General features: G+C 73.0%; 7 protein-coding genes. 3 read left to right on the forward strand and 4 right to left on the reverse strand.

The genetic code is table 11. The features are described from left to right. The first annotated feature begins 32 nt into the window (after positions 1-32). A complete protein-coding gene (locus AB0M79_RS01430) occupies positions 33-209 on the forward strand; it encodes a hypothetical protein (protein ID WP_364206661.1) in 177 nt (58 codons plus the stop codon). Here the strand turns inward: AB0M79_RS01430 and AB0M79_RS01435 are convergent. The 4 genes from AB0M79_RS01435 to AB0M79_RS01450 form a co-directional block, all read right to left on the reverse strand. Beyond that, entirely contained in the window at positions 199-5,721 is a 5,523-nt protein-coding gene (locus tag AB0M79_RS01435) for an amino acid adenylation domain-containing protein (protein ID WP_364206663.1), read from the reverse strand. The genes AB0M79_RS01430 and AB0M79_RS01435 overlap by 11 nt on opposite strands. Continuing rightward, a complete protein-coding gene (locus tag AB0M79_RS01440) occupies positions 5,718-8,873 on the reverse strand; it encodes an amino acid adenylation domain-containing protein (protein ID WP_364206665.1) in 3,156 nt (1,051 codons plus the stop codon). The genes AB0M79_RS01435 and AB0M79_RS01440 overlap by 4 nt, the downstream gene beginning before the upstream one ends. Positions 8,874-8,979: 106 nt before the next feature. Continuing rightward, positions 8,980-10,425, reverse strand: coding sequence for a condensation domain-containing protein (locus AB0M79_RS01445; RefSeq protein ID WP_364206667.1), 1,446 nt, complete (start codon positions 10,423-10,425; stop codon positions 8,980-8,982). A 162-nt stretch (positions 10,426-10,587) separates the two neighbouring features. Continuing rightward, positions 10,588-11,529, reverse strand: coding sequence for an EamA family transporter (locus tag AB0M79_RS01450; protein ID WP_364206669.1), 942 nt, complete (start codon positions 11,527-11,529; stop codon positions 10,588-10,590). Between the two features lie 38 nt (positions 11,530-11,567). Here AB0M79_RS01450 and AB0M79_RS01455 point away from each other — a divergent pair, with 38 nt between their 5' ends. Together AB0M79_RS01455 and AB0M79_RS01460 are read left to right on the forward strand one after the other, a co-directional pair. Then, on the forward strand, positions 11,568-12,068 hold the full coding sequence (locus AB0M79_RS01455) for a MarR family transcriptional regulator (RefSeq protein WP_364206671.1): 501 nt from the start codon (positions 11,568-11,570) through the stop codon (positions 12,066-12,068). A 470-nt stretch (positions 12,069-12,538) separates the two neighbouring features. After that, entirely contained in the window at positions 12,539-13,540 is a 1,002-nt protein-coding gene (locus AB0M79_RS01460) for an amino acid ABC transporter permease (protein WP_364206673.1), read from the forward strand. Positions 13,541-13,548: the final 8 nt, after the last annotated feature.

Consider the following 13,548-nt stretch of genomic DNA (forward strand, 5'->3'; position numbering starts at 1 on the left):
GTCTCCACCCCGGCCCGCCCGTGACGAGCCGGATGAGCCACGAATTCGATGCCGCGCTGGCCGCGGTCGGACCACGGCTGCACGAGCTACGCCGCCGCCGCGGGGTCACCCTCACCGCACTGTCGGAGACCACCGACTTCGACACCCACCTCCCGCGAACGCTGCAACGTCAGGGCCCGCTACCGGCCCGGGAGTCGGTCATACCTTGACCGGCTGGCGCGACTCGGCCGCCGTCACCGGCTCGCCGCCCGCGTCGGCGGCGGTCCGCTCGGCGAAGGTCTGCAGGCCGACCAGGTCGTCCGGTGTCGCGTCGGCGACCTCGTCGTCGAAGCGGGCCAGGCTGCGGATCCGCAACGACACCGCGACGACGACGGCGACGCAGATCCCGAGTACGACGTACAGCAGGCCGGTGCCCCGCCCCTCCCCGACGCCGAGGACCAGGCCGGCGGTGCCGGCGAGCGGACCGCCGTCGGCGAGCAGCGGCTCGAAGATCGGGACGAGGCCCGGGGCGAGCACGGCCTGGCCGAGCGGCATCGTGGACAGCGCGATGACCATGTTGAGGGCGATGACCCGGGCGTGCAGGCGCTGCGGCACCTTGGTCTGGATGATGGTCAGCCAGATGCCGTTGATCACCGACAGCGACAGTGACATGCCCAGTGCGCCGGCGGCGACCATGGCGATGCTGGGTCGCAGGCCGGTGAGCAGACCGGCTCCGGCGAAGACGAACGTCATCAGGAGCATGCCGCGCATCCGGCGGTGACTCGGGCCGCCCCAGATCGCCATGATGCCGCCGCCGAGCAGGGCGCCGGCGCCACCGGCGAGCGAGACGCGGGCCACCGACTCCAGCGGGGCGAAGGCGAGCACGAGCGGCGACAGCAGCAGGAACATCGGGGCGAGGAAGAGGTTGAAGGCGGCGAAGAAGAGCACCATGGCGCGGAAGTTGCGGTGCCGTACGGTGTAGCGCAGCCCGCCGGTGATCTCGGCGAGCAGGCTCTCCCGGCGCCGTCGGGCCATCGTGCTCGGGAACCGGACGATGAGCAGCACGGTGGTCACGAACGCGTAGCTGACCAGGTCGATCAGCAGGATGCCCCCGAGCCCGATGCTGGCGATGAGGCCGACGGCGACCAGCGGCACGAGGAACTGCGCGACGCCGCCGGCGAGTTGCACCATGCCGTTGGCGTGGCCGAGGTATCGCTTGGGGACGAGCTGCGGTACGGCCGACAGGTAGGCCAGGCGCTGGAAGGTCAATGCGACCGACAGCCAGCCGACGAAGGCGTAGATGTGCCAGGGCACCAGGTTGTCGGTCCAGTAGAGGGCGGCGAAGGTGGCGATGGCCGCGAGCGCGGCGATGTCGCCGGCGAGCATGGCCAGCCGGCGGTCGCTGCGGTCGATGATCGCGCCGGCGATCGGGGCGACGAGGATGCCGGGCACCTGACCGAGTACGGCGAACAGTGCGAACCGGATCAGCGAGCCGGTCTCCAGGTATGTCCACAGTGGTACGGCGAAGCCGGTGAGCGCCGAGCCGGTGGCCGAGACGATCTGGCCGGTGGCGACGGTGAGGAAGCGGCGCATTCCGGGCTGCCGTCCGGTGTCGGCCGGTGCGGCGGCGGTGCGGGAGACGTCGGCCAGTTCCCAGGAGGCGGCCGGCGCGGGTCCGGCCGGCGCGGGCCGCTCGACGGTGCCGGCCGGACCGGCGGCCAGCTCCCGGTCGACGCCGGTGAGGATGCGGGCGAGTTCGCCGGCCCGGAACTTGGCGAAGTAGTGCCCGGCCTCGGCGAGCACGACCAGGGCGGTCGTGCCGGAGAGGAAGTGCCACTCGCGGAAGCGTTCCTCGTGGTATTCGGTGCCGGGGTCGCGGTCGCCGACCACCGAGATGATCGGTGCCCGCAGCGGGGTCACCCGCTTGTGCAGCAGGTCGGTGAAGTAGTCCTCGGCGGCCTCGGCGTCGTGCCGCATGGCCCGGATCAGGAACCGGCGCTGTTCCTCGTCGAGGGCGCCGAGGTCGGCGCCCATGCCCTGCAACCAGTTGGCGTAGACCCGGTCGCCGCGGAACCGTTCCCGCAGCCGTAGCCTGGACAGCCAGCCGGTGAGGCCGCCGACCGGCCGGGCGAACGGGAAGATGCCACCGAGGTAGACGGCGTCGAGTTCGCGGCCGGCCTCCTCCAGCCGGCGGGCGATCTCGACGGCGAGGGCGCCGCCGGGGCCGCAGTGGCCGTAGACGACGAGTGGTCCGGTGACGGTGGCCAGGATCTCGTCGACGCACTTCTGCGCGGTGACGGTGACCGGTTCGATCTCCTCGGCGAGCCCGATGTCGTGGCCGGGTACGGCGACGGCGTAGAGGCTGTGCCCGTCGGGCAGCGCGTCGGCGAGCGGCTGGTAGACGACGGCGTTGGCGCCGCCGTACGGGACGCAGACGTAGGAGCGCAGCCGGGGGCCGGTGGGGCGGCGGGTCAGTTCGTGCAGCAGCCGGCCGGTCGTCGAGGTGTCCTCGCCGGTGGCGAGGGCGGCGAGGGCGCGTACGGTGCGGCAGCGGAAGACGTCCATGACGCTGATCGGCCGGTCGGTGGTCAGCGTGCGGCGCAGCCGGGCGACGACCTGGGTGGCGAGCAGGGAGTGGCCGCCGAGGTCGAAGAAGTCGTCGAGGGCGCCGACCCGTTCGACGCGCAGGACCTCGGCCCAGATCTCGGCGATCGCGGTCTCGACCGGCCCGTCCGGCTCGACGTGTTCGACGGTGGAGACGGCGGCGGCCGGCTCGGGCAGGGCCTTCCGGTCGACCTTGCCGTGTTCCTGCAGCGGCAACCGGTCCAGCCAGACGAACAGGTTGGGGATCATGTATTCCGGCAGGGTCTCGGCGAGCAGCCGGCGCAGGGTGGCGGGGTCGGTGTCGGGCCGGTCGGGTTCGCGCTGGAGGTAGCCGACGAGCCGGTCGTCGCGCAGCGTCGCGACGGCGGCGCCGACGCCGGGGCAGCCGGTCAGGGCGGCTTCGACGTCGCCGAGTTCGACCCGGTAGCCGCGCACCTTGACCTGCCCGTCGCGGCGGCCGAGGAATTCGAGCTGGCCGTCGGGGCGCCAGCGGCCGAGGTCGCCGGTGGCGTACATGCGGGCGCCGGGCCCGGCGGCGTACGGGTCGGCGACGAACCGGGTGGCGGTCAGCCCGGGCTGGTTGAGGTAGCCGCGGGCGAGCCGGTCACCGCCGAGGTGGATCTCGCCGGTGGCGCCGACCGGGACGGGGCGCAGGCGGTCGTCGAGGACGTAGACCCGGGCGTGTGGCAGCGGGGTGCCGATCGGGGTGGCACCGGTCCCGTCGGCGCCGGCGGGAACGGGGTAGGTGGTGACGCCGACGGTGGCCTCGGTCGGGCCGTAGTGGTTGACGACCCGGGCGCCGCCGGTGGCGAGGGAGGCGGCCCAGTCGAGCCGGGACGCCTCGCCGCCGAGGATCAGCGCGCGGGCCGGGACCAGGTCGGCCGGCGGCACCTCGACGGCGAGGGCGGCGAGGTGCGACGGGGTCATCTTCAGGTAGTCGACGCGGTGTTCCCGCAGGTAGGTGGCGAGTTCGTCGCCGGTGCAGCGGCGCGGCACGAGGTGGACGGCGCCGCCGGTCGCCAGGCCGAGGTAGAAGACGGTGACGGCGAAGTCGAACGACAGCGACTGTGGCAGGGCCCAGTTGGCGCCGGGTACGGCTGCGAAGCGTTCGGCGACGTCGGCGAGGTAGTTGCGGACCTGCCGGTGGGCGACGCCGACGCCCTTGGGCCGGCCGGTGGAGCCGGAGGTGTAGATGACGTATGCGAGGTCGCCGGGGCCGGCGACCGGTCCGGGGTGGGTCGCCGGCCGGGCGGCGATCTCGTCGCGTACCCGGTCGAGGGCGACGGTGGGTGCGGCGCCGAACAGGTCGGTGAGTTCGGCGGTGGTGAGGACCAGGGCGGGCCGGGCGTCGTCGACCATGGCGGCGAGGCGGGCCGGCGGCAGTTCGGCGTCGAGCGGTACGTAGGCGGCACCGGCACGCAGCACGCCGAGCAGCGCCGAGGCCAGTTCGGCGGACTGTTCGAGGCAGACGCCGACGAGCGCGCCGCGCCCGACGCCCCGGCCGCGCAGCCAGTTGGCGAGCCGGTTGGCGGCGGCGTCGAGGTCGCGGTAGCTGGTGGTCGTGCCGGCGGCGACGATCGCCGGGGCGTCGGGGGTCGCGGTGACGTGCGGGCTGACGACGTCGGCGAGGGTGCCGGCGGCGGCGGGTACGGGCGGCGGGGTGCCGAGGGCGAGCACGGCCGACCGCCGCTCGGCGCTCATCAGGTCCAGTTCGGACAGTAGCGCCTCGGGGTCGCGGGTGGCGTGGGTGAGCAGCCGTACGTACTGGGCGGCGAGCCGGGCGATCGTGGATTCGTCGAACAGGTCGGTGCGGTAGCCGAAGACGGCCCACATGCCGTCGTAGCGTTCGTCGACGTAGAGCGAGAGGTCGTGCTTGGTGCTGGTGATCTGCAGGCCGTAGCGCAGCGCGGTGAGGCCGTCCGGCCAGGTGCCGGCCGGCCCCTCGGAGTTGTGCATGCCGAAGAGGACCTGGAAGATCGGGGACCGGCTGGTGTCGCGTTCGACGTTGAGGTCCTGGACCAGCCGTTCGAACGGCAGTTCCTGGTGGCTGAGGGCCTCCAGGACCCGGTCGCGGGTCTGGTCGAGCAGGTCGGCGAAGGTCGTCGTGGCGCCGATGCCGGCCCGCAGCGACAGCATGTTGACGAAGAGCCCGACCAGGTTCTCCAGCTCGGGGCGGATCCGGCCGGCGACCGGTGAGCCGACCGCGAAGTCGCGCTGCCCGGTGGCCCGGTGCAGGAGGGTGTGCAGGCCGGCGAGCAGGGTCATGAACAGGGTCGCCTGGTGTTCGCGGCCGAGGTGGCGCAGCGCCTCGATCAACTCGTCCGGGAAGCGGACCTTGAGGCCGGCGCCGTCGATGCCCATCTCCGGCGGGCGGGGCCGGTCGGTCGGCAGGTCCAGCGGCGGTACGCCGGACAGCGTCCGCCGCCAGTAGGCGAGGTCCGCCTCGCCGGCCGGGCCGTCCAGGCGTTCGCGCTGCCAGGCGGCGTAGTCGGCGTAGCCGATGGGTAGCGGTGGTGGCGCCGGGGACCGGCCGAGCCGGGCGGCGTAGAGGGCGGCCCAGTCGCCGAGCAGGACCGGACGCGACCAGCCGTCGCTGATCGCGTGGTGCATGGCGATGTGCAGCACGTGGTCGTCGGGGCCGATCTCGACGACCATGGCCCGCAGCAGCGGGGCCCGGGTGAGGTCGAACGGGCCGGCGTCCCGGGTGGTCAGGATCCGGGCCCAGCCGAGCACGTCGGGTCCGGCGGCCGGGTCGTGCGGCACGAACCGGAACGGGATCTCCACGGTCGGTGCGATGTGGACGGTCGGCAGGCCGGTGTCCGAGATTGGGAAGCTGGTACGCAGGCTCTCGTGGCGGTCGGCGAGGTCGCCGAGGGCGGCCCGCAGGGCGTCGAGGTGCAGCCGGCCCTGGAGCCGGATGGCGGCCCGCATCACGTACGCGGTCGTGTCCGGGTTGAGCTGCTCCATGAACCAGAGCCGCTCCTGCCCGAACGAGACGGCGGGCGGGTCCCCGTCCGGCCGGCGCGGGATCGCCGCCGGCGCTGTGGCGGTGGCCGCCGCCGCCCGGCGCAGCCGCTGGGCGATCAGGGCCCGGCGTTGCTCGGACAGGCCGCCCGGCCGGGGTGCGGTGACGGTCACCGGGCCACCCCGCCGTCGAGCAGGCTTTCGACCTCGTCGTCGGAGAGCTGTTCGACGTCGGCGACGAGCAGTTCCTCGACGGCGGCGGCGAACGTCTCGGCGGTGGAGTGCAGGAACAGCACCCGGATCGGCACCTCCAGGCCGAGGGCGGCGCCGAGCCGGGCGACGACCCGGGTCGCCAGCAGCGAGTGGCCGCCGATGTCGAAGAAGTCGTCGAGGACGCCGACCTGCTCGCGGCCGAGCACCTCGCCCCAGGTGGCGGTGACCATCTCCTCCAGTTCGGTACGGGGTGCGACGTACTCGCGTACCTCGAGGTCGCCGGCCTCGGCGGCGGGCAGGTTGCGGCGGTCGATCTTGCCGGCGGTGTTCAGCGGCATGGCGTCGAGCACGACGACCTGGCCGGGAACCATGTAGGCGGGCAGCTCCTCGGCCAGGTGGGCGCGCAGCTGCCGGCTGGACGGCTCGGCGCCGGGGGCGGCGGTGACGTAGCCGACCAGCCGGGCGTCGTGCCCCTCCCCCGCGGTGACGACGGCGGCCAGGTGCACGTCGGGGTGTCCGCTGAGCCGGGTCTCGATCTCGCCGAGTTCGATGCGGTGGCCGCGGATCTTCACCTGGTGGTCGACCCGGCCGAGGAACTCCAGCCTGCCGCCGCGCAGCCAGCGGACCCGGTCACCGGTGCGGTAGAGGCGGGCGCCGGGTGGCCCGTACGGGTCCGGGACGAACCGTTGCGCGGTCAGTTCCGGCCGGCCCCGGTAGCCGAGCGCGACACCGGCGCCGCCGATCAGCAGTTCGCCGGGTACGCCGACCGGCACCGGCCGCAGTGCCGCGTCGACGACGTAGAGCTGGGTGTTGGCGAGCGGGCCACCGAGGGTGATCTCCGAGGCGGCGTCGGCGATCTCGCCGGCCGTGGACCAGATCGTCGTCTCGGTCGGGCCGTACACGTTGACCAGGCGGCGCACCCGGGGCCGCAGCTCGCGGGCGAGCCGGGGTGGCAGCGCCTCGCCGCCGGTCAGCGCGGTCACCGTCGGCGTGTTGAAGCCGGCGTCGAGCAGCATCCGCCAGCCGGACGGGGTGGCCTGCACGTGGGTGACCGCGTTGTCGTGGGCGATCCGGACGACGGCGACGCCGTCCCGGAGGCTGTCCTCGGGCACGAGGACCAGCCGGGCACCGGTGACCAGCGGCAGGTAGAGCTCCAGGCCGCTGATGTCGAACGACAGCGAGGTGATCCCGAGCCACACGTCGGACGGACCGCTGCCGAGCGTGTCGCGCATCGACAGCAGCAGGTTGGTCAGCGCGGCGTGCGACACCTCGACGCCCTTGGGCCGGCCGGTGGAGCCGGAGGTGTGCAGGACGTAGGCCAGCGCCTGCGGATCGTACCGGGGTTCGACGGCGTCGGCCGGCTCGTCCGCGGCCGGGTCGTCGGCGAGGTCGACGACGTGGGCGTACCCGGCGGGGTCGTGGTCGGGAGCCACGCCGCGCCGGGTGACCAGGTGGGTGGCGCCGGCGTCGGCACGCAGCCAGGACAGCCGGGCGGCCGGCAGGTTCGGGTCGAGCGGCAGGTAGGCGGCGCCACAGCGCCAGACGGCCAGCAGGGTGGCGACCAGGTCGGGGCCGCGGTCCAGGCAGATGCCGACGACGGTGCCCGGCCCGGCGCCGAGCCCGGCCAGGTGCCGGGCGATCCGGTTGGCCCGGGCGTCGAGGTCGCCGTACGTCTGGTCGTCGACGGCCGGCGCGTCCGGGTGCGCGGCCGCCCGGGCGGCGAACAGGCCCGGTACGGTGCCGCTGTAGCGGCGGCGTGGCCCCTGGCCCCAGGCGAGGACCTGGCGTTGCCCGGCGACGTCGTCCATCGGCAGTTCGGACAGCCGCGCGTCCGGGGTGGCGATCATGGCCCGGAGCAGCACCTCGTAGCGTTGCAGGAAGGCGCGCACGGTGTCCGGGGTGAACAGGCCGGTGTCGTAGCGCAGCGACAGGGCCAGCATTTGCGGGCCGATCCAGGCGTCGAGCACCAGGTCGAACAGGACCTGGGTGATGCCGATCGAGAACGGCGCGCCCTTGATCCCGGGCAGGATGTCCATCTCCGGACTGTCCTGGGTGTGCAGGATGAACATCGTCTCGAACAGCGGCGTGCGGCTGACGTCGCGGGCCACGTCGAGTTCGCCGACCAGCCGTTCGAAGAGGATCTGCTGGTGCGCGTACGCCTCCAGGGCGGTGGTGCGGGTGCGGCGCAGCAGTTCGGCGACGGTGGGGTCGCCGGACAGGTCGCCGCGCATGACCAGGGTGTGCACGAAGCAGCCGACGAGCGGTTCGAGTTCGGTGCGGGACCGGCCGGCGCTGGCCGAGCCGACGCTGACGTCGGTCTGTCCGGCGTGCCGGCCGAGCAGCAGCTGCCAGGCGGTGAGCAGCACCATGTACGGGGTGCAGCGCTGGCTGCGGGCCAGCCGCTGCACCTGACCGGCCAGGTCGCCGGCGATCCGGTGGTGCACCCGTTCGGTGCGCGGGGTCTTGAACAGCGGCCGGGGCAGGTCGGTCGGCAGGGTCAGGGCGGGTGCGTCGGCGAGCCGCTCGCGCCAGTAGGCGAGGTCCTGTTCGGTCTTGCCGGGCGGCTGGTCGGCCTGCTCGCGTACGTAGTCGCCCCAGCCGACCGGCAGCGGGGTGAACGCCGGCTCGGTGCCGGTGAGCAGGGCGCCGTAGGCGATGCCGAGGTCGGCGATCAGGATCGCCTGGGAGGCGCCGTCGAAGACGACGTGGTGGACGACGATGACCAGCAGGTGGTCGTCGGCGGCGAACCTGAGCAGCGCGGCCCGGATCAGCGGCCCGGCGGCCAGGTCGAACCGGGTGTCGAAGTAGTCCCAGCCGATCTCGCGGGCACGGTCCTCGCGCAGTTGCTCGGGCTCGGCGGACAGGTCGACGCGTTCGAGGTCGAACTCGCCGGGGTCGGCGATCAGCTGCACCGGGGCGCCGTCGCGTTCGACGAACGTGGCCCGCAGCGCCTCGTGCCGGGTGGTGACCACGGCCAGGGCCCGGGCGAGCAGGTCCGGGTCGAGCGGGCCGTGCAGGCGGCGGGCGAAGGCGACGTTGTTGGGCTGGCCCGGATCGAACCGGTCGAGGAACCACAGTCGTTCCTGCGCTGGCGACAGCGGCAGCTCGATCATCGTTCGCCACACTCCTCGGGTGACTTCTGGCCGGTGGGTGTCCGGCCGGGACGGGCCGGGGTGACCGCCGCGGTGGGTGCCGGTCGCGGTCGGGTGGTGGCCGGCGCTAGAGCCATGGCCACGGCACGTCGTGGAAGGCAGCCTCGACCAGCAGCCGGTCCAGGTCGCGCAGGAAGCGCTCGGCCCGGTCGGGCGGCAGGTGGGTGGTGTCGGCGGTCAGCGCGAGGCCGAGGCCGCCCGGCCGGTCGACGATCTCGATCCGGGTCCGCCAGGTGAACGCGTCGAACGACTCGGTCCAGTCGAACGACGACCCGGCCAGCGCGGCGCGGACCCGGGCCGGGGTGGTGTCGTGGCCGAAGAGGTCGGCGTCGGTGGTGAGCCGGATGTCGTTGAGGTAGCAGTGCGCGTTGATGCCGGTGGCGTACGGGTAGCCGGCCGCCTCGAACGCGGTGCGCATGTCGGCCGGGTCGTAGTACGCCGACCGGTAGGCGTTCATCGCCGCGGACCAGACCCGGGGCAGCAGGTCGGCGAAGGCGGGCCGGTCGGCCAGGTCGACGACGACCATGCCGAGCTGGTTGAGTTTGGCGATCGCCTCGTCGTAGCCGGGCAGCGAACGGTTGCTGACCATGGTGTAGACGCCCACGACGTCGTTGCCGGACCACTTCGCCAGGACCAGCGAGGTGGCGGCGAGGATGACCGTCGAGCTGGTGACCTGGTGCCGGTTGGCGATCATCCGTACGGCGGTGTCGGCGGCCGCCGAGACCAGCACGCCGCGCCGGAACCGGGGCGAGTGCGGCGGGCCGACCGGGGGCAGGGTCTCCCGTGGCAGGCGGCCGTAGCCGGCCACCCAGTGCGTGACCGCCCGCTCGCCGCGCCGGCGGTGTGCGGTGTCGTGCTCGCGGTGGGCGACGTCGACCGACTGCAACCCGGCCGGGGTGTCGATCGATCCGCGTAGCAGCAGCAGCCGCAGGTCGCGCAGGACCAGTTCGGCGGCCCGGAAGTCCACCGTGGTGTGACTGAAGACGATCACGACCTGGCGGACCCGCCCGGCGACCAGGATCAGCGCGATCCGCTGCGGCAGCTCCTCGGCATGGTCGAACGCGGTCGACGCCAGTGTGGCGGCGGTCTCGTCGGCGACCCGGGTGACGTCGGCGGCGCGAGTGTCGGCCCGGACGCCGTCGGCGGCGCGGATGTCGGTCGGGACGCCGTCGGCGGTGGTGTCGGCGGGCACCAGCAGCACCGGTTGGCTGCCCCGGTCGGCGACGACCTGGCGCAGCTCGCCGTCGACCGTACGCAGCCGGGTGCGCAGCGAGCTGTGCCGGGTGAGCAGGGCGCCGACGGCCCGCAGCACGTCCGCCGGGGCACGGCGGGGCACGGCCACCACCCGACGCAGGTTGATCTTCGGCTGGTAGTCGGGCTTGCGCAGGATGGCCATCCAGAGCGCCCGCTGTCCCCAGGTGATCGGCGCGGAGGCGGTCGGGGTGGCGGCGAAGTCGACAGCGGTCCACCCGTGCGTGGTCGGGCCGGTCGGCAGAACCGTACCCTCGATCATCGATACCGCCGATCTTGAATGGACCGTCGACTGTGGTCGGTGCACCGCGACGCACGGCCCGGATGTTTCGACAAGTATCTGTTTGCCGGGACCGGTCTTGACCATCCACAAGAAAGCGCATTCCAATGTCCGTTCGGCCGATCCGATCGACCTTGCGAAGGGTCACGCTGTCGGTGCCGACCGGCGGCGCCGCCCGCCGGGCGCCGGGGTCCCGGGACCGACCCGCCGGCCACGCCCCGGCCGGCCGGTCAGCCGGGCCGCCACCGCCGGCTGCCCGAGGATGATCCCGACCAGCACGAGCGCGATGCCGCCGGCCTGCCGCACGGTGAGCGTCTCGGCGGCGAGCAGGGTGCCGAGCAGCACCCCGGTCACCGGGTTCAGCAGGCCGATCAGCCCCACCGCGGCGGCGCTGAGGTGCCGCAGGCCGGCGAACCAGGCGACGAAGGCGAGCGCGGTGGCGACCACCGTCACGTATCCGAAGGCGAGGACCGCCGCGACGTCGAGGTCCGGCGGCGCCCCCTCCACGGCGACCGCGACCGGCAGCAGGACGGCGCCGCCGGCCACGAGTTGCCACGAGGTCGACGCCAGCACGTCGACCTGACCGCCCCACCGCTTGGCCAGGACGTAGCCGAACGACGACATCACCATCGCCGCCACCGAGGCCAGTACGCCGACGGGGTCGACGGTCGACGTACCGGCGAACAGCATGAGACCGACGCCCGCGATCCCCATTCCGGCGCCGGCCAGGGCGAGCAGGTGCGGGCGTTCGGCGAGCAACGCCCAGGCGATCATCATCATGGCGACCGGCGAGGTGGCCATGACGGTCGACGCGACGCTGGTCGGCAACACCTGTGCGGCCAGGTACACCAGGGCGAAGAAGGCACCCATGTTCAGCGTGCCGAGCACCGCGGACCGCCACCACCACGAGCCGCTCGGCAGCTTCCGGCGTACGGCGAGCAGCAGCAGGCCGGCCGGCAGGGCCCGGATCACCGCCCCGTAGAGCGGCTGGTCGGCGGGCAGGAACTGGTGGGTGACGTAGTAGGTCGTGCCCCAGGCCACCGGCGCGATCGCGGTCACCAGGCTCCACCGGAAATTACCTTCCATGGAAGCAATGTAGCTTCCATGGAAGGTACACTGCGACCATGAGTGAGCAGCGCCTCGACCACGTCGCCCGGATCCAGCGGGAGTGGGCCCGGGAGCGGCCCGACGTCGACGTGGCGCCGCAGGGTGTCATCGGACGCCTGCACCGGCTCGCCGCCCACCTGACCGAGGAACTCTGCGTCGTCTACCACCGGCACGGCCTCGGCGAGGGCGAATTCGACGTGCTCGCCGCCCTGCGCCGGGCCGGCGAACCGTACGAGCGGGCCCCCGGCGAACTCGCCCGGTTCACGATGGTCACCACCGGGGCGATGACCAAGCGCATCGACCGGCTCGAACGCGACGGCCTGGTCACCCGGCGCCGCAGCGGCAGTGACGGCCGTGGCCGGGTGGTCGCACTGACCCCGGCCGGCCGGCGGCTGATCGACCAGGCGTTCACCGAGCACATGCGCAACGAGCGCCGCCTGCTCGACGCCCTCACCCCGCAGGAGGCGGCCCACCTGGAGGCGCTGCTGACCACCTGGCTCGGACGCGTCGAGCGGTAGCCCGGGCGCCCCGGACAGCGCATTTCCGCGCCGACAATCACCCCGACCTGCGCATTTAACGATGTTCCCATTCCAGCAATCGCCGTAACAGTTCCATCTCCCACTCACCCCATGGAATATAGGGCAGTATTCATCCTGGCCAGCACTGTCATCAACATAGTCCAGCAGTCCGGATACCAAATCTGAGACACCCATTGACACGGCCCACGTGATTGACAAACATCGAGCCCATGAAGCGCGCGGCAGAGTTTCTCGTCGCCCGGCTCGTCATCGACCTCGTGCGATACGCCGGCGGGCGGTGTCCGCGCTGACCGTCGGCGACAGGGCAGTCCGCCGACGCCGCGCCTGAGCCACCGGCGCAAGCGCCGCCCACCCACCACCTCTCCCCTGCCCCGACGGGTCCGGCGCCGCATCGCGCCGTCTCGTGCCGCCCGACCACCGGCCGGCCCGGGGCCTTCCTGGAGGCCACGATGACCGCCCCCGCACCCGCGATCGACCGGCCAGGGCCACCCGAGGCACAGCCCGGGGAGAAGCCGCTGAAGGTGGTGCCGGCCCGCCACCCGTGGCGCTGGGCGGCGACCGCCGTGACGCTGGTGCTGATCGCCATGGCCGGCAACGCACTCGTCACGAATCCGGCCTGGGACTGGCACTTCGTCGGCCAGTACCTCTTCTACGAGACGGTCCTGCGGTCGGTGGGGGTGACCCTGCGACTGACCGTGCTCGGCATCGTGCTCGGATTCCTGCTCGGCACCGTGATCGCCCTGATGCGGCTGTCCGCGAGCCCGCTGCTGACCACCGTCGCCTGGGGCTACGTGTGGCTGTTCCGCTCCGTACCGCTGATCCTGCAACTCCTCTTCTGGTTCAACCTGGCACTGCTGTACGACCAGATCTCGTTCGGGATCCCGTTCGGCCCGTCGTTCTTCGCCGTCGGCACCATGGACCTGATCGGGCCGATGACCGCCGCGACCCTGGGGCTGGCCCTGCACCAGGCGGCCTACGCGGCCGAGATCGTCCGGTCCGGGTTCCTCTCGGTCGACCAGGGGCAACTGGAGGCTGCCGCCGCGCTCGGCATCCCCCGCGGCCGTCAGGTCCGGCGGATCCTGCTGCCACAGGCGATGCGGAGCATCGTGCCCAACGCCGGCAACGAGATCATCGGCATGGTCAAGGGGACCTCGGTCGTCTACATCATGGCCATCCCGGAACTCTTCTACCAGGTGCAGGTGATCTACGCCCGCAACGGCCGGGTCATCGCGCTGCTGCTGGTCGCGGCGATCTGGTATCTCCTGCTGACCACCGTCCTGTCGATCGTGCAGTACCACGTCGAGCGGCACTACGCCCGCGGCGCGGTACGGACGCTCCCACCCACGCCGCTGCAGCGGGTCCGCCGGTTCGCCGGCACCGTCGCGGCGGCCCGGCGGCAACGCCGCGCCGGCCGTGAGCAGTTCGCGGCGGACCTGGCGGGTGAGCGGTGAGCGCCCCG

This window comes from Polymorphospora sp. NPDC051019 (assembly GCF_040683055.1).
GTDB classification, from domain to species: Bacteria; Actinomycetota; Actinomycetes; order Mycobacteriales; family Micromonosporaceae; genus Polymorphospora; species Polymorphospora lycopeni.